Genomic DNA, 20,307 nt, shown 5'->3' with positions numbered 1-20,307 from the left:
GAGCGGCTGCGGACGTCTTACATCGTACGGCGCACCCGCCGCCACGCGCACCCGCGACGAGTACGGTGAAGGCGAACGTCCCACGGCCCGGTGACGGCGTCGGGCGAGCAGCCACGACGCAGGTCACCGGCGCCTACCATGGGTGCGGCATTAGCATGGAGCGTGCTGCGGATTCCGTCGTTCTCGGCGGAGTGCGTGCGCACCGGCCGCGCACACCGCCCGACCCGGGTGGGGGGCCGTACAGATGACACACCGACCAGAGGACTGACGAGACCCGTGCCTGCGCTGACACTGACGAGGTTGCTACGGATTGGTGAGGGCCGCACGGTCAAGCGGCTGGCTCACGTCGCGGACGAGGTCCTCGAACTCGGGTCGGAGATCGAGATGCTCACCGATGCCCAACTCCAGGCCAAGACCGGCGAGTTGAAGGAGCGCTACGCCGAGGGCGAGACCCTCGACGACCTGCTCCTCGAGGCTTTCGCGGTGGCTCGTGAGGCGTCGTGGCGAGTGCTGAACCAGAAGCACTACAAGGTCCAGCTCATGGGTGGCGCCGCCCTGCATCTCGGCAATATCGCCGAGATGAAGACCGGTGAGGGCAAAACCCTGACCTGTGTGCTCCCGGCCTACCTGAACGCGCTGTCCGGCGAGGGTGTGCACGTCGTCACGGTCAACGACTACCTGGCCAAGCGCGACGCGGAGTGGATGGGCCGCGTGCACCGCTTCCTCGGTCTCGAGGTCGGCGTGATCCTGGGCGGGATGAATCCGGCCCAGCGCCGCCAGGCCTACGCCGCCGACATCACCTACGGCACGAACAACGAGTTCGGCTTCGACTACCTGCGCGACAACATGACCCATTCGCTGGACGATCTGGTGCAGCGCGGGCACAACTTCGCCGTGGTCGACGAGGTCGACTCCATCCTGATCGACGAGGCCCGCACCCCGCTGATCATCTCGGGTCCGGCCGACGCCTCCTCCAAGTGGTACGCCGAATTCGCGCGTATCGCCCCGCTGCTCAAGAAGGACCTGCACTACGAGGTCGACATCAAGAAGCGCACCATCGGCGTGCACGAGGCGGGCGTGGAATTCGTCGAGGATCAGCTCGGCATCGACAATCTCTACGAAGCGGCGAACTCCCCGCTGGTCAGCTACCTGAACAACTCCATCAAGGCCAAGGAACTGTACAACCGCGACAAGGATTACATCGTCCGCGACGGCGAGGTCATCATCGTCGACGAGTTCACCGGCCGCATCCTGGTCGGACGTCGCTACAACGAGGGTATGCACCAGGCGATCGAGGCCAAGGAAGGCGTCGAGATCCAGCCGGAGAACCAGACCCTGGCCACGATCACGTTGCAGAACTACTTCCGCCTCTACGACAAGCTCTCGGGTATGACCGGTACCGCCGAGACCGAGGCCGCCGAGCTGCACTCGATCTACAACCTCGGCGTCGTCCCGATCCCGACCAACCGGGCGATGGTGCGCGCCGATCAGTCGGACCTGATCTACAAGACCGAAGAGGCCAAATTCGCGGCCGTGGTCGATGACGTCACCGAGCGGCACGAGAAGGGCCAGCCGGTGCTGATCGGTACCACGAGCGTCGAGCGCTCGGAGTACCTGTCCAAGCAGTTCACCAAGCGCGGTATCCCGCACAACGTGCTCAACGCGAAATTCCACGAGAAGGAAGCCGAGATCATCGCCGAGGCCGGTCGGCCCGGCGCGGTGACCGTCGCGACCAATATGGCCGGTCGTGGTACCGATATCGTGCTCGGCGGCAACCCGGACATCATCGCCGACATCCTGCTGCGCAAGCAGGGCCTGGATCCGGTCGAGACCGCCGAACAGTACGAAGCGGCGTGGCATTCGGCCCTGGATCAGGTCAAGGCGCAGACCGAGGAGGACGCCGACGCGGTGCGCGCGGCGGGCGGGCTCTACGTGCTCGGCACCGAACGGCACGAGTCGCGGCGTATCGACAACCAGCTGCGCGGTCGCTCCGGCCGTCAGGGCGATCCGGGTGAATCCCGCTTCTACCTGTCGCTGGGTGACGAGTTGATGCGGCGCTTCAACGGCGCGGCCCTCGAGTCGATCATGACCCGCCTGAATCTGCCCGACGATGTGCCGATCGAGGCCAAGATGGTGTCCAAGGCCATCAAGAGCGCGCAGACCCAGGTCGAGCAGCAGAACTTCGAGATCCGCAAGAATGTCCTCAAGTACGACGAGGTCATGAACCAGCAGCGCACCATCATCTACGGCGAGCGCAACCGGATCCTGCGCGGCGAGGATATGGATGGCCAGGTCCAGGAGATGATCACGGACGTGGTCACCGCCTACGTGGACGGCGCCACCGCCGAGGGGTACGTCGAGGACTGGGATCTGGACAAACTGTGGACCGCGTTGAAGACGCTGTACCCGGTGAGCGTCGACGCCAAGGAGCTGACCGGCGAAACCGAGGTCGGCGAGGCGGGCGACCTGTCCAAGGACGAACTGGCCGAGGCGCTGCTCGACGACGCGCACGACGCGTACGCCAAGCGTGAGCAGGAGATCGACGGGCTCGCGGGCGAAGGTTCCATGCGCAACCTCGAACGTCAGGTGCTGCTGTCGGTACTCGACCGCAAATGGCGCGAACACCTCTACGAGATGGACTACCTCAAGGAGGGCATCGGCCTGCGCGCCATGGCGCAGCGCGATCCGCTCGTCGAGTACCAGCGTGAGGGTTTCGACATGTTCGCCGCGATGTTGGAGGGGCTGAAGGAGGAGTCGGTCGGCTTCCTGTTCAACCTCCAGGTCGAGGTGCAGCAGCCGCAACCCGAAGGTGTCGCCATCGATCCGGGTCTGCGTTCGCCGGTCGGCGCCACCGCACCGCGTCCCCCGGTGTCGACCGAGAAGGCTCCGGCCGCCAACGGCGCACCGGCGGCGTTGCGCGCCAAGGGAATCGGCGATCCCAGCCCGCGCGGCTACAGCTACTCCGGTCCGGCGGGCCCGGACGACGGTGGGCACGCCGCGGTCCACGACGACGTCCAGGAGTACGGCGACGACGACGGTGCGGGCACCACCCGCCGCGAGCGTCGCGAGGCCGCTCGGGCGCAGGCCAAGTCGGGCCGCTCGCCCAAATCACGTCGCAAGCACTGAGTCGGGAATATCGAAAGCGCCCAAGGATCTCGATCCGTGGGCGCTTTCCTTTCGCCGGGTCAGAGCCGGTTCCACGGACAGACCGCGTCGACGGCGGCTTCCAGGAACAGATACGGGTATTTCACTGCGGGTCTGGTCTGCTCGGCGAGGCGCATGCGATTGCGCGCCGTGTTGCCGTGGGTATCGAGGTATTTGCATTCGGCCTGGGCCAGTTCGATCGCGGCGTCCTGCGTCGGATAGTCGGCGTCGTCGTAGTCGGTCCGCCGCAGGAACAACAGGTCGGCGGCATTGCGCGCGGGACCGGGGTTGCCCTTGGCCGCCGAATCGGCGTCGCTGCTGGTGGAATCCACGGCGGGTGCCGCCTGGGCGCCGTGCGCGCCGCCCGCGAACAGCGCGGCGCACGCGAGGGTACTGCCCAGAATCGTGCGCACTGTTCTCGATAGGTATCGCGTGTCGAGCGGTGCGGTCATTCTCGTCCTCTCGAATTCTCGTGAGCAGAGCTATCTCCGGCCGACGCGGTCCCGAGCGACGGGCAGACGGTATCGAAAAGAAACCCCCTGTTCGGGGCACAACATATCGGAAAGCTCGAGCGGACTGAGGGTTTCGCGATTCTTCGGCAAACATTGGGGAACCGAGTGGTTTTCGGTCTGTAATCACCGAATTCGAGGGGGAAGCGTTCGCGCTGAGCCCGGAATACCGGGCGGTCCTGTAGCGGCGAGCCGGAGCCGGAGCCGGAGCAGTGCGGCGGGCGACGCGCAGGCCCTGGCCGTACCGTCCACGGTATGGGCGACAACAAATCTCCGCGCGACTTTCCCCGATCCACCGAACAGGGGTATTGGCAGTGGCGTGACGAACTGGAGTCCGGACTGTCGGTGGACGCCCCCGAGGCCGCCCGGTCGCTGGTACACGAGGCGAACGGGTGGTACGAGGCCTTCCTGCGGAACCGACGGCGGCTGCTGATCCGCCGATCCGTTCTGCACGGACTCGGCATCACCGTCGTCGCGCTCGGCGTCCTGGCCGCGGCGGTCGTCGCCGGGGTGTACTGGCGCGATCGGGTATGGGCCACGGTGCTGTGCGGGGTGCTCGCGGCGCTGGCGCTCTACCGATACGTCAGCACATTGGCCGCGACGAGAGCCGCGCACAACCTCGAACACCGGGTGCTGTCGCGGCAATTCCCCGCACCCCAGGCGATCTGGGAGGAGACGGTGCGCAAACACACCGGCTGAGTGCCGACCCGGTTACCACGCCTCGTTCGTATTGAGGGCCTCGAGCAGCAGGCGGATCGCCGCGACGCGGCGTTCCTTGCCGGGGAGTTGGTCGAGCGCGCATTCGGGATCGGTCGGCGGGCCCAGATGGGTGCAACCGCGCGGACAGTCCTCGATGGCGGCGGCCAGGTCGTCGAATGCGGCGATCACGTCGTCGGGGGTGATGTGGGCGAGCCCGAACGAGCGGATTCCGGGCGTGTCGATGACCCAGCCCCCGTTCGGCAGCGGCAGTGCCACGGATTGGGTCGACGTGTGCTTGCCCTTGCCCACACCGGACACCTCGCCGACCGCCCGTTCTGCTTCCGGCACAAGGCGATTCACCAGCGTCGACTTGCCGACCCCGGAATGCCCGATGAAGGCGGTGAGTTTTCCGTCGAGCAACTCGAGAACCGGCTCGATGGGGTCGTCGACGCCGCCGTAGATGATGGTGAAGTCGAGATCGTCGAAGGCGGCGGCGAATTCGGATTCGGCGTCCAGATCGTGTTTGGTCAGGCACAGGATCGGCCGCAGGCCACCGGCGAACGCCGCGACCATGGCGCGTTCGACGAATCCGGTGCGCGGCGGCGGATCGGCCAGGGCCACCACGATGAACAATTGTTCGGCGTTGCCGACGACGACGCGTTCGAAGGGATCGGTGTCGTCGGCGGTGCGGCGCAGCACCGTCGTGCGATCGGAGACCCGGACGATGCGCGCCAGCGTGTCCGTGGCTCCGGACAGGTCACCGACCACGTCGACCTGATCGCCGACAACGATCGGGGTCCGCCCGAGTTCGCGGGCGCGCATCGCGACGATGCGCCGGTCCGGATCGCCGTCGAGAACGCATCCCCACCGGCCGCGATCCACCGCGACGACCATCGCGGCCTCGGCGTCGTTATGCCTGGGCCTGGTCTTGGTCCTCGGCCGTGAACTCTTGCCCGCACGAACCCGCACGTCGGTTTCGTCGTAGCTGGCGACCTTGCGGCTCACGGCCGAGCCCCGCTGACGTTCAGCGCGCCACTCCCGGCCCGGATAACGCGGTGTCGAGCATCCGCTCCCACAGCGAGACGAAATTCGGCAGGGTCTTGGCGGTCGTGCCGATGTCCTCGATCTCGATACCCGGCACCCGGAGCCCGAGTATCGCGCCCGCGGTCGCCATCCGGTGGTCGGCGTAGGAATGCCAACGGCCGCCGTGCAATTCGGCGGGCTCGATCTCGAGTCCGTCCTCGGTTTCGGTCACCTTGCCGCCGAGCCGGTTGATCTCGGTCGACAGCGCCGCGAGCCGGTCGGTCTCGTGTCCGCGCAGATGCGAGATACCGCGCAACCACGACGGCGAATCGGCGAGGGCGGCGAGCGCGGCCACGGTCGGGGTCAGCTCGCCGACGTCGTGCAGGTCGATATCGATGCCCGCGAGGCGCTCCGGTCCGCGCACGGTGAGCACACCGTCGAAGATGCGCGCCTCCGCGCCCATCCGCACCAGGATCTCCCGGATCACGTCACCGGGCTGGGTGGTGAGCCGTGGCCAGTGCGGAATGCTGACTTCGCCGCCGGTGACGGCCGCGGCGGCCAGGAACGGCGTCGCGTTGGACAGATCCGGTTCGATATCCCAGTCCACGGCCCTGATCGGGCCGGGCCGCACTGTCCAGGTCTGCGCGTCGCGGCTGTCGGCGGGGGTCTGGACCTCCACGTCGGCGCGGCGCAGCATCTCCACCGTCATCTCGATATGCGGCATCGACGGCAGTGCCTTGCCGTCGTGATGGACGATCAGTCCCTCGTCGAAGCGGGCGGCCGAGAGCAGCAGACCCGAGATGAACTGCGACGAACCCGAAGCGTCGATGGTGACCGAGCCGCCGCGCAGCCCGCCCTTGCCGCGGACGGCGAAGGGCAGCGTGTCGCCGTCGATATCCGCGCCGAGCCCGCGCAGCGCGTCCAGGATGGTCCGCAGCGGACGCACTCTCGCCTGCGCGTCGCCGTCGAAGGCGACATCGCCGTTCGCCAACGCAGCGACCGGCGGCAGGAAGCGCATCACCGTGCCCGCGAGACCGCAGTCGACCGAACCCGCGCCCAATGCCGCGGGGACGACGGTGAGCGTCTCGGCCTCGCCGGTGATATCGGCGCCGAGCGCGCGGAGAGCGCCGATCATCAGGTCGGTATCCCTGCTGCGCAGCGCACCGGTGATGGTCGAGGGCCCGTCCGCCAGCGCGGCCAGGATCAGCGCGCGGTTGGTGATGGATTTGGATCCGGGCAGGGTGACGTTCGCGTGGACTGGGACATCGACATGGGGCGCTGGCCAATAGGTCACGTAACCATCTTCGCCCATCCGCCGACCGGACACGCGGGCGGTCGTGAACTGGCCGGTAATTTCGGTCTTCGCGTCGTTCGCGACGACCATGGCGCGGTGCGGGCAGACGAGCGGGGCACGGGATCGAGATCCCGTGCCCCGCTCGGCATTGTCGGCTCCGACGGCCTACTTGTGACGTCCGTGCAGGAACGGCACCACCTTGCGCAGCAGTTTCATGGTGGATTCGGTGCGCGAGTAGCTCAGCAGAGCCATGCCGGGAACCGTGAACCGCTGCACCGCGATCGAATGCGGACGGGAGAATTCGCGCAGACCCGGCTCACCGTGGATCCGGCCGATACCGGAATCGCCGACACCGCCGAAGGGCAGTCCCGCGATGGCGGCGAAGGCGAGTACCGAGTTCACCGAGGTGGCTCCGACGCGCAGTCGGCGCGCGATCTCCAGCCCGTTGTTCTTGGAGTAGACCGCGGAGGACAGGCCGTATTTGGAGTTGTTGGCCAGGCGTACCGCCTCGTCGACCCCGTCGACGGTGCGAATGGTGAGGGTGGGTCCGAACGTCTCCTCGGCCACGGCCTCGGAATCCTCGTCGACGTCGACCAGCACGACGGGTTCGATGAACGGGCCCTTGATCGACTCCGGGCCGCCGAGCACGGCGGTGCCGCCGTTCTTCAGGGCGTCGTCGATGTGGCGACGGACGATATCGATCTGGCTCGGCATGGTCATCGGGCCGTAGGAGGCCTTGCTGTCGGAACCCGGCTTGACATCCTGCAGGATCCGCTTGACTTCGGCGACGAATTCGTCGCGCACCGAACGATCCACGTACACCCGCTCGACACCGGCGCAGGTCTGGCCGCTGTTGGCGGTGGCGCCCCAGGCGACCGCGTCGGCGGCGGCCTTCACGTCGGCGTCGCCGGCGACGATCACCGCGTCCTTGCCGCCGCATTCGAGCAGCACCGGCGTCAGCGTCTGCGCGGCGGCGGCCATGATCCGCTTACCCGTCGCGGTGGAACCGGTGAAGGCGATCTTGTCGACACCGGAGGCGACGAGCGCGGCACCGGTGGCGCCGAGACCGTTGATGGTTTCGAAAATGCCTTCCGGCAGTTCGGGATTGGCCTTCTTGAAGGCCTGCGACAGGAAGTTGCCGATACCGGTCGAGTACTCGCTCGGCTTGAAGACGACGGTGTTGCCGCCCGCGAGCGCGTAGGCGATGGAGCCGTTGGGGGTGTAGACGGGGTAGTTCCACGGCCCGATCACACCGACCACGCCGAGCGGGCGCTGTTCCAGGCGCGCGGAGAAGTTCGACATCAGCGCGCCGGGGGCGATCTTCTCGGGTGCGAGGTATTTCTTGGCGTTCTTGGCGGCCCACGCGATGTGTTCGAGGGCGAGCATCAACTCGAGGTACGCGTCATCGAGCGGCTTGCCGTTCTCCCGGTGGATGAGCGCGCAGAATTCGTCGGACTCGGCGACGAGACGGCTCGACCAGCGCAGCAGGTGTTTCCTGCGGTCGTCGAAGCTGAGCGAACCCCAGGTGGACGCGGCGGTACGGGCTTTGTCGACGGCCGCGCGCACCGCGTTCTCGTCGGCGATCGTGTAGGTCGCGATGACCTCGCCCGTGGCCGGGTCGACCGACTGCAGCGCCGTATCGGGGGCGGTGGGTGTGGCCTCGGTGGTTGTCACGGTGGGACTCTCCTCTTACCTGTGGGCGGCCGGTCGGTGCGCGTGCCGGAGCGGAGGGTCTGATCCAACCCCTCCGTTGAGAGAATGCTAAGCGAAAACTCTCACCAGGTCACCACAATGCCCCATTGTCTCCCGTTTCGGCTCCGACCTTTGTCGGGACGGGATGGCAGGATCGAAATATGTGCGGACGATATGCCACCACCACGGACCCGGGCCGGCTGGCGGTCGAGCTGGACGCCATCGATGAGACCGACGGTGACGGTCGGGCGGGCACCAGCGGATACGCCAACTACAACGTCGCCCCGACCACCCAGGTGCTCACCGTGGTCGAACGCCACGATCGTGCACATCCCGACGACGATCCGGCGCTGCGGATCCGGCGCATGCGCTGGGGCCTGGTCCCGGTCTGGACGAAGGTCGCCGAACCCGGTGTCCCGGTGAAGGGCAAACCGCTGTTCAACGCCCGCGCGGACAAGGCCGCGACCACCGCGTCGTTCCGCGACGCCGTGAAATACCGGCGCTGCCTGGTGCCGATGGACGGCTGGTACGAATGGCTGGTCGAACCCGCCGTCGGTATCGACGATCGCCGCGACGGGGCCAAGGGCAAGGCCGCCAAACAGCCGTATTTCATGGCGAACGCCGACGGCTCCCGCCTCTACATGGCCGGACTGTGGTCGGTCTGGCGTGATCGTTCGCTGCCGGAGAGTTCGCCGCTGCTGTCGTGCACGATCCTCACCACCGACGCGGTGGGCGACCTGACCGCGATCCACGACCGCATGCCGCTGCCGATGCCACGCGCACACTGGGACGCCTGGCTCGACCCGGACCATCCCGCGCCGGACGAACTGTTGCGGACACCCGAACCCGAATCCGTGGCGGGCATCGTCGCCAGACCGGTCTCGCCGCTGGTGAACAGTGTGAAGAACAACGGTCCGGAATTACTGGCCGACGTCGACGGCTCCGCGCCGAAGGCCGGGCAGATGCGTCTGCTCTGATGACCCGGCCTTCGACAGCGTGGACAGTGGACAGCGGAGCGTCAGAGCCCGCAGTCCACGGCGTCTGTCGCGATATTCAGGCCGCATTTCGCGACACCGGAGATCAGGTCGATGATCTCGGAGGCGAGTCCGCCGCCGAATTTCTCGGCCTTCTCCGCCATCGCTTCTTCCTGCGTGCCGGGTTTACCCGGTGCGTCGTCGGCGCCGAGGCCGTCGAACGGGGAATCGCCGTGTGTCGAAGGCGGCGCGGCGGCGGCGATCGGGGTCAGTACCGGCGAACCGAGGCCGAGTACCGCCGCCCCGAACAGGGCGGCGACCACGGTGCGCAGACGTTGGTGTCGAAACATTTCGCATCACATCCTCGGGTCGGACCAATCGGACCTTGCGTAGACGGGTAACGCTTCGAATCGGTAACACCGCAGATCAGTAACGCACATTCCCGTCCGTGTGGCCCGTGACCGCGCCGGACGAGGGCGGGACCGGTCGGGTCAGGCGGTGATGGACGCGCTCACCGCACCGGCGACCCGGATCAGGTCCGCCGGGGCAAGTTCGATCTCCAGTCCGCGCTTGCCCGCGCTGCACAGCACGCGATCCCAGGTGAGCGCCGAGGCGTCGACCACGGTCGGCAGCGGTTTGCGCTGACCCAGCGGCGAGATGCCGCCCAGCACGTAGCCGGTACTACGTTCGGCCTTGGTCTTGTCCGCCATCACGGCCTTCGGCGCGCCGAAGGCCGCCGCTGCCGCCTTGAGCGAGAGGGTGTTCGGCACCGGGAGGACGGCCACCGCGAGTGCGCCGGTGGACAGTTCGACCACCAGTGTCTTGAAGATCTGATCCGCCTCGACGCCGAGTTCCGCGCCGAGCGCGTCGACGGCTTCGGTGCCGTAGGAATCGCTGCGTGGATCGTGCCGGTACGCGTGGACCCGGTGCTCGACCCCGGCCGAGGACAGGGTGCGGATCGCGGGGGTCGATGCGCCTGCCATACGGGTCACCTTAACGGCGACTCACCTTAACGGCGACGGCCCCGCGGTGCGCGATGATTTTTGCCGTGACCGGCGCCCGACCGGGAACACAGCGGGGCCGGTACATGTTGCACAGCCATGTAGTGCGCACCGAATCCGCCACGGCGGGAGGAGCGCCCGGCGAGGCGCCGGGTCGGATGCCCGCGCCCGCCACGGATATCAGGTCGTATCACAGGAAGGGAGATGCCGGTGCCCGTATTGCTCGACGAACGTCCGGTCCGGGCCGAGGCGCCGCCGTCGGACCCGCGATTGTCCTTCGATCCGAACTTGCCGGTAGATTTGGCGGGTACGCCGATCGAAGGGACAGGTGTGACGAGCGACGACGACGGGGTGACCGAGAGCACGGTCGGCGACGCGCGCGGCGACGATGCGGCTACCATCGCACCGGTCGACGAGGCCGCGCTGGCGCGGCGGTTCGAGCGCGACGCGCTCCCGCTGCTCGACCAGCTCTACGGCGCGGCCCTGCGGATGACGAGGAACCCGGCCGATGCCGAGGACCTGGTGCAGGAGACCTACGTCAAAGCGTTCCAGGGATTCAAATCCTTCAAGGAAGGCACCAATCTGCGTGCCTGGCTCTACCGGATCCTGACCAACACCTACATCAACTCCTATCGCAAGAAGCAGCGTCAGCCCGCGCAGTATCCGACCGACGAGATCACCGACTGGCAGCTCGCCGCGACCGCGGAGCACACGTCGACGGGTCTGCGTTCGGCCGAGGTCGAGGCGCTCGACGCCCTACCCGACGACGCGATCAAGGCGGCGCTACAGGAATTGCCGGAGGAATTCCGGATGGCGGTGTACTACGCCGACGTCGAAGGCTTCCCGTACAAGGAAATCGCCGACATCATGGGCACTCCCATAGGTACGGTGATGTCCCGGCTGCACCGCGGACGCAAGCAGCTGAAGGGTTTGCTCGCCGACGTGGCGCGCGAGCGTGGATTCAATCGGGGCGAGCGCCAGGAGGTCAAGCAGTGAGCGATCAGCGGGACCCCGATATGGAGCTCGACTGCACGGCGGTGATCGCCGATGTCTGGCTGATGCTGGACGGTGAATGCGACGAGTCGACAAGGGCTCGGCTCCAGCACCACATGGACACCTGCTCGCCCTGTATCGAGGCATACGGCATCGAGGAGAAGATCAAGGGTCTGCTCAGCCGTAAATGCGGTGGTGACCGCGCGCCGGATTCGCTGCGGGACCGGTTGACGCTCGAGATTCGCACATCGGCCACCGTGACGCGGATCGAGACCACCGAGGCATGAGCCCGGTAAATATTCGAAAACAATTGAGCGGCCCGCTCTTCCGTGACGGAGGAGCGGGCCGCTCGGTTGCGCTCGGCCGCAGCCGCGGCTCAGGCGTTGGGCCGCTTGCCGTGGTTGGCCGCGTTTCCCTTGCGGCTGCGCTTCTTACGTCCGCGCTTACCCATAAGTAGACCTCCTTCTGATTGAAGGCCATTCTTTCACGTGTGGTTGGCTGTAGCTGCAGCGGATACGGACCCGACCGAACGAATGAGGTGTGTCATGGCTGAGGAAGTACGCGCGGAGATGGTGTCGACGGTCCTGACGGTCGAAGTCGCGGTGGGCGAGAAGGTCGCGATCGACCAGACCCTGGTGCTGCTCGAATCGATGAAGATGGAGATCCCGGTGCTCACCGAGACCGAGGGCGAGATCACCTCGATCGCCGTGGAGCCCGGCCAGGTACTCCAGCAGGGCGACCTCATCGCCGTGATCTCCTGAGTGACGCGGTAGACCCGACGTGTCGACCCTGAGTGAACTGCTCGCCGAACATACCGATCTGCCCGGCGTCGCCGTGGATCACCTGCAACGGGTGGTGGGCGACTGGCAGTTGCTCGCCGATCTCTCCTTCGCCGACCTGCTGCTGTGGGTCGGTGCCGGACCCATCACCGACGGCGCCGATATCGTGTGTGTCGCCCAGTGCCGCCCGACGACGGCGGCCACCGTCCACCTCGAGGACATGGTCGGCAGCACCGCGATGAACGGCGACCATGTCCAGGTCTTCGACGCGCTGCGGACCGGGACGGTGGTGCGCTCGGACAGCGATGTGGAGGCCGAGGGCGTCTACCACCCGCATCCGGTGCACGCCGTGCGCGAGGCCATTCCGGTGCGCTGCGGCGACGATGTCATCGCGGTGCTCAGCCGCGATACCGATATGCAGCGGTCCAGGGTGCGCAGCACCCTGGAGATCGCCTACCTCGCCTGCGCCGACGATCTGTGCCAGATGATCGCCGACGGCAGCTTCCCCACCACCGAGGATCGCGCGGCCACCCATTCCAGTCCACGCGCCGGTGACGGTTTCATCCGGCTCGACACCGACGGCATCGTTGTCTACGCGAGCCCGAACGCGCTGTCCGCCTATCACCGGATGGGTCTTCAAGCCGATCTGGCCGGTCAGGATCTCGCCGTCACCACGCGTTCGCTGATCACCGATCCGTTCGACGCCCAGGAAGTGGTCGGCGATATCCAGGCCGCGCTCGCCGGGCGGACGGGTAGGCGGATGGAGGTCGAGGCGCGCGGCGCGACGGTGCTGTTGCGCACCCTGGTGCTACGCCCGCACGGCGAACTGGCGGGCGCCGCGGTGCTGGTCCGCGATGTCACCGAGGTCAAGCGCCGCGATCGCGCGCTGCTGAGCAAGGACGCGACCATCCGTGAGATCCATCACCGGGTGAAGAACAATCTTCAGACCGTGGCCGCGCTGCTGCGTCTCCAGGCCCGTCGCACCGAGAACGAGGAGGCGCAGGTGGCGCTGACCGAATCGGTGCGCCGCGTCACTTCGATCGCCTCCGTGCACGAGATGTTGTCGATGTCGGTGGACGAGGAAGTCGATCTCGACGAAGTCGTCGACCGACTGCTGCCGATCATGGCCGATGTCGCCACCGTGCACACCACCCGCATCAAGGTACGCCGCGCGGGATCGTTGGGGGTGTTCTCCGCCGAACGAGCCACCCCGTTGGTGATGGTTCTCACGGAATTGGTGCAGAACGCGATCGAGCATGCCTTCGATTCGGGTGAAAACGGCACGGTGACAATACGTTCGGAACGGTCGGCGCGCTGGCTCGACGTCATCATCAGTGACGACGGTCGCGGCCTGCCCCCCGGTTTCAGCCTGGAGGCCTCCGACCGGCTCGGCCTACAGATCGTGCGGACGCTCGTCACCGCCGAACTGGGCGGTTCCATCGGTCTGCACCCCGGCGCGGACGTCGGCACCGACGCGGTGCTGCGCGTTCCGCTCGGACGTCGTTCCGGTCGCTGATCTCCGTCGAATTCCGAGAACCTTTCCGCGAATCATCGCCTCGTCACGGTATAAGAAAGCCCGGCACCTACGAAGGGTGCCGGGCCGAAATGCGTTGGCGGACCGGGCTGAATGGTCCGCCTGCGCTTATCGTCGAATCAGACGACAGTACGGGTGCGAGTGCGCGCATTGCGACGCTTCAGCGCACGGCGCTCGTCCTCGCTCATACCACCCCACACGCCGGCATCCTGCCCGGACTTCAGGGCCCAGGAAAGGCAGTCGGCGGTAACGGGGCAGCGAGCGCAGACCAGCTTGGCATCGGCAATCTGCGCGAGCGCAGGACCACTGTTACCCACCGGGAAGAACAGCTCGGGGTCCTCATCGCGACAGATGGCCTTGTGGCGCCAGTCCATTCCTCTGCTCCTTTGCTGGGCGCCACAATTGGCGCCTACGGTTTCTGGTTCGTTCACTTGTGCGACTCGAATGTTTCCGCACGGTTGCTTGTGAATGCTTTCACGAACACCGTAGATGTCAATAGGTCTACGGCGCACCGTGGGGAAGCTCACGCTCACGAAGTCCCCGCATAGGGGCCCTGCCCGGTCCTTTGTACTCGCTCCACCGGGTTTTCGCAGCACAACCACGATGTTTCAGGGGGTGATTCGTACCCTGTTCGGCTGCGGCGCGATCACATCCAGCACATCCGGCACGGAGGTGAAATCCACCACGTTCCGTTTCCCGATAAAATCGCCATCGATTTGCAGGCCGATCGGTTCGGCCGTCGTGACCCGCACCGACGGCACGTCGTCTTCACGAAATAAATTGTGCGACTTGGGATTTCCATTCGCCGCCAGGAGTTGGCGGGCCAGCAACAGAGTTGGCGCGACCGACATGGACCGCACGGCGAACACGCCGAGCCCGGTCTCGAATGTCGTGCCCGGGTTGGTGTGCACCGGCGTCGAGTTCAGGTACGTCCACGGGCTCGCGTTCGTTATGAAGGCGTAATGGACCTTGCCGACCGGCGCGAATCCCGGGATTTCGATCCGTATGGTCGGGTCCTTGCGCCGGGCCCGGAAGAATTGTCGCACAGTTGTTCGAATATATCGGGCCGGGGTGGCGGCGTGACCGTTGGCGCGACTGTTGTCGATCGCCTCACACACATCCGCGTCGAGTCCGACGCCCGCGCTGAAAGTGAACCACCGATCGTCGGCCAGACCGAGTCCGATCTTCCGGTCGCGCTCCAGGGTCAGCAGATCGATCAATTGATTGGTCGCCGTCACCGGATCGGGTGAAATTCCGAGTGCGCGCGCGAAGACATTCGCCGAACCGCCGGGAATCACGCCCAGGCGCGGCAGCCAGGCCTGACCGTCGTTCAATTCCGGCAGGGGCAGAAAACCGTTGATCGTCTCGTTGACCGTCCCATCGCCTCCGTGCACGACGATCAGATCCATTTCGTTGGTCGATGCCCATTGGGCCAATTCCGCGGCGTGTCCGCGATGCTGGGTGTGCGCAACCGTGAGCTGTGTCCGGCTCTCCAGCGCGTGCGCCAGCAGATCCCTGGTCGCCGGCGTCGTCGAGGTGGCATTCGGATTCACGATCAGCAGCGTCCGCACGCTGGCAGCCTAATGGCCGCGCGCGGCGGGTCCGAAAAGCCGCCGTCCACCTCCCCGGCACGGTGCCCACCGGATCGCCCCGGTGGTCTCGCTGCTCGCCACGGTGGCCTCCTCGTAGGCTGGGCCCGTGGTCGACAGTGGTGAAGGTACGGATTCGGCGCGGGTGCCGACGACGGTGCGAGGCGCGGGCGGGCTGGTCGCCGTCGAAGGCGCGGTCGCGGTCATCGTCGCCGTCGTACTCCTGGTGCGCGGACTTCTCGGACACGATCAGACGCAGACGAGCGGATACGGCACGGCGGCCTGGTTCGGCATCCTCGGCGGCGCGGTACTGGCCGCGGGCGTCGGTCTGCTGCTCGGTCACCGATGGGGGCGTGCCATCGCGACCATCGCCCAGCTCCTGCTGCTCCCGGTGGCCTGGTCGCTGCTCACCGACTCCCATCAGCCGGTCCTCGGGGCGTTGCTCGGCGTCGCCGCGATCGGCGCGCTCGTGCTGTTGTTCGCGCCCAAGTCCAACCTGTGGATGGCCCAGGAGTACGGCGCGGATCCCGAATAGGCCGGTCAGCCCGCGATATCGGTGCGGCGCAGTACCGCCTCGCGCAGCGCGCGGCGGCACAGTTGATCAGACTGGCGGGTGGTCTCGGGCTGGCGATAGTGCGGTGTGAGCGACAGCACCTGCTCGCACGCGGTGTCGAGATCGACGAGATGGCCCACCGAGACGTACAGCGGTTTCACCCCGGTCCTGGTCCGCAGCACCCGGCCGACCACCTCGCCGTCGAGCCGGATATCGGCGGTGTCACCGCGTTCGGGCCCGGGATCGGGGCATTCACCCCAGGCGTTCTTGGCGACGCCTATGGTCGGAACCCCCGCCAGGATGCCCAGGTGGCACGCGAGTCCGAAGCGGCGGGGATGGGCGAGACCCTGACCGTCGCAGATCAGCAGATCCGGTGCCGCGTCCAGCCTTTCGAGGGCGGCGAGCGCGGTCGGCACCTCGCGGAAGGCGAGCAGGCCCGGCACGTACGGGAAAGTCGCCGTGCCGAGCACCACGGCCGAGGTGACGGTCTGCAACGTGCGGGCGTCCAACGCGACCGCGGCGGCGGCGACCAGGCCGGAATCGTCGTAGGCCGAGTCGATTCCGGCGACGACGCGGAAATCCGGCGGTCGCGGATCGGTCGTGACGACCAACGGCCGCAACCGATCCTGCACGGCTCTCGCCGCGTTCGCGTCGTCGGGCCAGCCGTCGGGCACGGTGACCTTCATCGGTGTCCTCGACTCACTCGGCGGCGCGATATTCCTGTCCCACCGTACAACTCACGCGATCCCGCGGCCCGAGATCCTCAGCGTGCCTGCGCGGCCAGTGCGGACAGCGCTTCCCCCGAAAGTCGGTAGCCGACCCACTCGTCCTGGCTCTGCGCGCCGATGGATCGATAGAACGTGATCGACGGGGTGTTCCAGGTGAGTACCGACCAGTCGACGCGGCTGTACCCCTTGTCGACCGCTTCCTGGGCGAGTGCGGCCAGCAAACCCCTGCCGTATCCCTTGCCCCGCGCCCACGGCGAGACGTACAGATCCTCGAGGAAGATGCCGTGCACCCCGTTCCAGGTGGAGAAGTTCAGGAACCAGATGGCGCACCCGACGATCTCCGCCTCGTCCTCCGCGACATGCGCGAAAAGTGCCGGTGCCGGGCCGAACAGCGCCGTGCGCAGTTGGTCCTCGGTGAGAGCGCACTGGTCGCTCGCCTTCTCGTATTCGGCCAGATCGTGGACGAGACCGACGAGGGCCGGAATGTCGGCCTCGGTGGCCCGACGGATCTCGGCTGTTTCGGGCAGGGTCACGACACGTCTCCGTTCGTTGCGGGAATCAGATTGTGCGCCAGGATGCTTCGCACATCGTGCTGGTAGCCCAGGATGCTGACGGCCGCGGTGGACATGGGGAAGCGGCGGCCTTCGCGCACGTCGAACTCGGCCCAGCGGGCGATCAGCACCCGCGAGAAATGGCCGTGCCCGACCAGGATCACGTCCCGCTCGGGCAGCACCGCGTCGACCGAGGCGAGTACGCGATCGGCCCGCGCGCCCACCAGTGCCGCCGTCTCGCCACCGGGAACGTCGCCGGTGAAGATGGTCCAGCCGGGCGCCGACTCCCTGATCTGCGGGGTGGTCAGGCCCTCGTACTCGCCGTAGTCCCATTCGACCAGATCGTCGTCGACGACCGTGTCGGTCAGGCCGACGAGTTCCGCGGTGTGCACCGCACGCCGACGCGGACTGGTCAGCACCAGGGGATTCCGCAGCGCGAGGTCGGCGATCAACGGTCGCGCCGCCTCGGCCTGCGCCTCGCCGTCGGGTGTGAGCGGCAGGTCGGAACGTCCGGTGTGGCGACGCTGCTTCGACCAGGAGGTCTCCCCGTGTCGGAGCAACACCACCCGGGCGGCGTCGAGTGTGGAGAGTGCGGACATGTCATCCATTCTGGCCGTCTCGTCGTCGGCCGTGGTGACCAGGGCCGTGTGCTCAACCGAGGGCGTAGAGAACGGTCCCGCGCTTCTCCAGGACCGTGGTGCCGAGCACCGCGAGGGACAACGGGGAGATGTCCGCCCCGGGGCGCGGCACCGGGATACGGGAGATCTCCGCGCCGGACGACGGTTCGAGCACCGCGATGCCATCGGTCACCGGCACCAGCAGTTTGCCCGTCATCATCGCCGGTGTGCCGACCACGTCGGGCGCGGCCCACAGCGGATCGAAGGTGCTGCCGTTCAACGCGATCAGACTGTTGCCGGTGAACACGAAGAAGGTCGACCCGAGTTTGACAGCCGTGGCCTTGTCGCTCAGTGGCGCCGAGAGTTGTTGTACCACAAGGGGGTTGCCATTGCCGTCGTAGACGGCCAGGCGTGGCGGCGCGACTTCGGTCGCGTCCGTGGGCGATCCGCCCGGCATGTACAGCAGGACGCGGCTGTCCGATACCGCCAGCACCCGCGTCTCCGGGGCGTCGGCGCCGACACCGGACAGGACGTGTGAGCCGTATTCCTCGGGAACCGTATTGTCCTTCGGCGCCGGATTGAGCACCGTCAGCCGCCGGACCGGATCCTGCGGGCAACGCTCGATCACGGCCAGCCGGGACGGACTCGAACCCGACGAGAGCAGATCGCAGCCCGAACGCGGCTGGGTCTTCACGTTCACCGGTGCGTCGACGTAGCCGTATTCGATGGTGCGCACCAGATCCGAGCGCCACAGTTCCAGGCGTCGCGGCCCCTGGGCGAGCGCGTAGGTGCCGTCGACCGACAGCCGCACCGTCTCGTCCATGTAGCTACTGCGCGAGGTGCGCCGCTCGCCGGTATCCCCGGCGAGCAGCGTCGCCTGACTGCATCCGCGTTGATCGCGATACACCGCGAGCACCATCGCGAACTGCGACTCGACCCCGCACAGCGGCATATCCCGCCGGTACCGCCACACCTGCGCGCCGGTCAGCGGATCACGCCCGGTGACAGTGCCGTCGTCGCCGGTGACAGCCACTCCGGCCGAGGTCAGCGCTCTCGAATCCGCGCTGTCGGAGGCATGCCACAGTTCGCGCAGCGTGGTGGGCAGCCGGTCCGCGGCGGGCGGCGCCGACACGGGGGTCGGCGCCGTCACCGAGTCGGTGCCGGTCGCGTCGCCGCGCGCCCACACCGCCACGGCCGCGAGCAGTACGAGTACGGCGATCGCGACCGCGGAGATGATGTCGGCGCGCGTTCGCCGCTCGGGTGCGAGCACGATTGCGAGGGTAGCGGATCCGCCGAACTAAGCCGAAGTGGTCGCCGCCGAGGCCGTGACCACATCCTGCCCGTCGGTTTTACGGCTGCGCCTGCGCGGTGTCTCGCCCGCGGTCGAGGCCGTGGTGGCCGCACCGTTGGCCGCCGCGTCGAGGCTCGCCGCCGTCGTCCGGGTGCGACGCCGCTTCACCGGTGCCTCGATCTCGGTCGTCACCGATTCGGTAACGGTCGAGTCGGTGGCTTCGGCTACCTTGCGGGTCCGACGGCGCACCGTCTTCTCGGCAGGCTCGGCGACGTCGGCGGTTTCGGCCACCTCGGCCACCACCGCCTTCTTACGGCTGCGCACGGCTTTCGGGGGAGCGACCGATTCGTCGCTCGCCACCGTGACCTCGACCGCCTTCCTGCGACTCCGCACGGGTTTCGCAGCGGGTTCGGCGTCGGCGGTCGCGGTGACCTCGGTCGCTTCCGCTTCCGCCACGGGCGCCTTCTTGCGGCTGCGCGTGGTCTTCGCGGCCACGGGTTCGGCGGCGTCGTCCACGACCGGGGTCGCGGCCTCGGTGACCGCTGTCTTCCTGCGAGTGCGAGTCCGTGCGGGTACGGCCTCGACCGCAGACGATGCCGGTTCGGCTGCCTCTGCTGCGGTCGTTGCCTCGGCCGCCTCGGCGGCCTTCGCGGTCGAGATTGCGGTCGCCTTGCCCGTTGTCGTGGCCGCTACCGTGGTCGCCTCGTCCGTTGTCGTGGCCGCAGTCGTGGTCGAGGCCACAGTCGCCTCGCCCGCGGGTGCGGTCGCCTTCTTGCGGCTGCGGGTAGGCGCTACGACCGTCTCCGCCGTGCTGTCGGCATCGGCAACGGTCACGGCCTTGTCGGTGGTGGTCGCGGCCTTGCGGCTGCGACTACGAACAGGTTCGGCGGTGGGGTCGGTTCCGGCGACGTCCGCCGTGACCTTCCTGGTCCGCCTGCGGACCGGCTTCTCGGCCACCGCGTCATCGGTCACCACTGCCGTGGTCGCCTCGACCGCCGTGCTCGCCGCGGTGACGTCAACGACCGTCTCGGGCCTGTCGATGACGGCCGTCGCGAGGCCCGTGCCGTCGGTCGCCGCCGTGGCGTCGACCGAAGCCGCCGCGACGTCGGCGACGATCGCGCCGTTGGTGGACGCCTTGCCGTTCACAGACGCGGGAACATCCGAGCCTGCGTCGAGAGCGCCGGTCACCGTGCCGGGACCGGTCGAGACATCGCCGACCGAGGTCGCCGAGTCGTTCACGACAGGAGTCGACGCGGTGGGACCACCGTTGTTCGTGGAATCGACCGAAGGATCGGTGACCGCGACGGTGTCGATGTTCGCGACCGAACTCGACGAA

Annotated in this window: 21 protein-coding genes; 8 read left to right on the top strand and 13 right to left on the bottom strand. The window is 67.4% G+C overall.

All coding sequences use genetic code 11. The features are described 5' to 3' along the window. The first annotated feature begins 276 nt into the window (after positions 1-276). The gene (gene secA, locus OG225_RS27920; RefSeq protein ID WP_405177973.1) at positions 277-3,126 is read left to right on the top strand and encodes a preprotein translocase subunit SecA; all 2,850 of its coding nucleotides are present in this window, start codon (positions 277-279) and stop codon (positions 3,124-3,126) included. 59 nt (positions 3,127-3,185) lie between these two features. Here the strand turns inward: secA and OG225_RS27915 are convergent, their stop codons facing one another. Further along, positions 3,186-3,596 carry a hypothetical protein gene (locus tag OG225_RS27915; RefSeq protein WP_405177972.1) on the bottom strand — a complete coding sequence of 137 codons (411 nt, stop codon included), beginning with the start codon at positions 3,594-3,596 and terminating at the stop codon, positions 3,186-3,188. 312 nt (positions 3,597-3,908) lie between these two features. On the opposite strand from OG225_RS27915, the gene OG225_RS27910 reads away from it, so the two are divergent. Continuing rightward, entirely contained in the window at positions 3,909-4,352 is a 444-nt protein-coding gene (locus OG225_RS27910; protein ID WP_405177971.1) for a hypothetical protein, read from the top strand. A 12-nt stretch (positions 4,353-4,364) separates the two neighbouring features. On the opposite strand, the gene rsgA is transcribed toward OG225_RS27910, so the two are convergent. The 3 genes from rsgA to OG225_RS27895 form a co-directional block, all read right to left on the bottom strand. Next, positions 4,365-5,357 (bottom strand): ribosome small subunit-dependent GTPase A, encoded by a 993-nt coding sequence (gene rsgA, locus OG225_RS27905; RefSeq protein WP_216908083.1) that lies wholly within the window; start codon positions 5,355-5,357, stop codon positions 4,365-4,367. Between the two features lie 19 nt (positions 5,358-5,376). After that, positions 5,377-6,687 (bottom strand): 3-phosphoshikimate 1-carboxyvinyltransferase, encoded by a 1,311-nt coding sequence (gene aroA / locus OG225_RS27900; RefSeq protein ID WP_405177970.1) that lies wholly within the window; start codon positions 6,685-6,687, stop codon positions 5,377-5,379. Between the two features lie 147 nt (positions 6,688-6,834). Continuing rightward, complete coding sequence (locus OG225_RS27895; RefSeq protein WP_405177969.1) at positions 6,835-8,343, bottom strand: aldehyde dehydrogenase family protein; 1,509 nt, start codon at positions 8,341-8,343, stop codon at positions 6,835-6,837. A gap of 179 nt (positions 8,344-8,522) precedes the next feature. On the opposite strand from OG225_RS27895, the gene OG225_RS27890 reads away from it, so the two are divergent. Beyond that, complete coding sequence (locus OG225_RS27890; protein WP_405177968.1) at positions 8,523-9,338, top strand: SOS response-associated peptidase; 816 nt, start codon at positions 8,523-8,525, stop codon at positions 9,336-9,338. Positions 9,339-9,379: 41 nt separating this feature from the next. Here OG225_RS27890 and OG225_RS27885 read toward each other — a convergent pair whose 3' ends face one another. Both OG225_RS27885 and ybaK read right to left on the bottom strand, forming a co-directional pair. Then, positions 9,380-9,685, bottom strand: a complete 306-nt coding sequence (locus OG225_RS27885) for a hypothetical protein (protein WP_405177967.1) — start codon at positions 9,683-9,685, stop codon at positions 9,380-9,382. A gap of 141 nt (positions 9,686-9,826) precedes the next feature. Beyond that, the gene (gene ybaK, locus OG225_RS27880; RefSeq protein ID WP_405177966.1) at positions 9,827-10,318 is read right to left on the bottom strand and encodes a Cys-tRNA(Pro) deacylase; all 492 of its coding nucleotides are present in this window, start codon (positions 10,316-10,318) and stop codon (positions 9,827-9,829) included. Between the two features lie 222 nt (positions 10,319-10,540). Here ybaK and OG225_RS27875 point away from each other — a divergent pair, with 222 nt between their 5' ends. Further along, on the top strand, positions 10,541-11,332 hold the full coding sequence (locus OG225_RS27875; RefSeq protein ID WP_405177965.1) for a sigma-70 family RNA polymerase sigma factor: 792 nt from the start codon (positions 10,541-10,543) through the stop codon (positions 11,330-11,332). 20 nt (positions 11,333-11,352) lie between these two features. Then, the gene (gene rsrA / locus OG225_RS27870; RefSeq protein WP_405183388.1) at positions 11,353-11,616 is read left to right on the top strand and encodes a mycothiol system anti-sigma-R factor; all 264 of its coding nucleotides are present in this window, start codon (positions 11,353-11,355) and stop codon (positions 11,614-11,616) included. Positions 11,617-11,705: 89 nt separating this feature from the next. On the opposite strand, the gene OG225_RS27865 is transcribed toward rsrA, so the two are convergent. Continuing rightward, positions 11,706-11,780 carry a 50S ribosomal protein bL37 gene (locus tag OG225_RS27865; protein ID WP_022597109.1) on the bottom strand — a complete coding sequence of 25 codons (75 nt, stop codon included), beginning with the start codon at positions 11,778-11,780 and terminating at the stop codon, positions 11,706-11,708. Positions 11,781-11,874: 94 nt separating this feature from the next. Between OG225_RS27865 and OG225_RS27860 the strand changes: the two genes are divergently transcribed. Then, positions 11,875-12,090: a biotin/lipoyl-binding carrier protein gene (locus tag OG225_RS27860; RefSeq protein WP_109528374.1), complete on the top strand. Its 216-nt coding sequence runs from the start codon at positions 11,875-11,877 to the stop codon at positions 12,088-12,090. 19 nt (positions 12,091-12,109) lie between these two features. Then, positions 12,110-13,624: a sensor histidine kinase gene (locus tag OG225_RS27855; RefSeq protein ID WP_405177964.1), complete on the top strand. Its 1,515-nt coding sequence runs from the start codon at positions 12,110-12,112 to the stop codon at positions 13,622-13,624. A 137-nt stretch (positions 13,625-13,761) separates the two neighbouring features. On the opposite strand, the gene OG225_RS27850 is transcribed toward OG225_RS27855, so the two are convergent. After that, positions 13,762-14,016 (bottom strand): WhiB family transcriptional regulator, encoded by a 255-nt coding sequence (locus OG225_RS27850; RefSeq protein ID WP_011211115.1) that lies wholly within the window; start codon positions 14,014-14,016, stop codon positions 13,762-13,764. Positions 14,017-14,250: 234 nt separating this feature from the next. Further along, positions 14,251-15,213 (bottom strand): diacylglycerol/lipid kinase family protein, encoded by a 963-nt coding sequence (locus OG225_RS27845; RefSeq protein ID WP_405177963.1) that lies wholly within the window; start codon positions 15,211-15,213, stop codon positions 14,251-14,253. Positions 15,214-15,340: 127 nt separating this feature from the next. Between OG225_RS27845 and OG225_RS27840 the strand changes: the two genes are divergently transcribed. Continuing rightward, the gene (locus OG225_RS27840; protein WP_405177962.1) at positions 15,341-15,766 is read left to right on the top strand and encodes a hypothetical protein; all 426 of its coding nucleotides are present in this window, start codon (positions 15,341-15,343) and stop codon (positions 15,764-15,766) included. Positions 15,767-15,771: 5 nt separating this feature from the next. Here the strand turns inward: OG225_RS27840 and OG225_RS27835 are convergent, their stop codons facing one another. From OG225_RS27835 to OG225_RS27820, 4 genes are all read right to left on the bottom strand, one after another. Next, complete coding sequence (locus tag OG225_RS27835; RefSeq protein WP_405177961.1) at positions 15,772-16,470, bottom strand: endonuclease V; 699 nt, start codon at positions 16,468-16,470, stop codon at positions 15,772-15,774. A 77-nt stretch (positions 16,471-16,547) separates the two neighbouring features. Then, positions 16,548-17,039 carry a GNAT family N-acetyltransferase gene (locus tag OG225_RS27830; RefSeq protein WP_405183387.1) on the bottom strand — a complete coding sequence of 164 codons (492 nt, stop codon included), beginning with the start codon at positions 17,037-17,039 and terminating at the stop codon, positions 16,548-16,550. A gap of 2 nt (positions 17,040-17,041) precedes the next feature. After that, positions 17,042-17,662 (bottom strand): acid phosphatase, encoded by a 621-nt coding sequence (locus tag OG225_RS27825; protein WP_405177960.1) that lies wholly within the window; start codon positions 17,660-17,662, stop codon positions 17,042-17,044. A gap of 52 nt (positions 17,663-17,714) precedes the next feature. After that, positions 17,715-18,950 (bottom strand): hypothetical protein, encoded by a 1,236-nt coding sequence (locus OG225_RS27820; RefSeq protein ID WP_405177959.1) that lies wholly within the window; start codon positions 18,948-18,950, stop codon positions 17,715-17,717. Positions 18,951-20,307 lie beyond the last annotated feature (1,357 nt).

It is taken from the genome of Nocardia sp. NBC_01377 (genome assembly GCF_045040005.1).
Lineage (GTDB): Bacteria > Actinomycetota > Actinomycetes > Mycobacteriales > Mycobacteriaceae > Nocardia > Nocardia noduli.
Note: the sequence above shows the minus strand (reverse complement) of the source record. Positions and strands in the feature narration are given on the sequence as shown.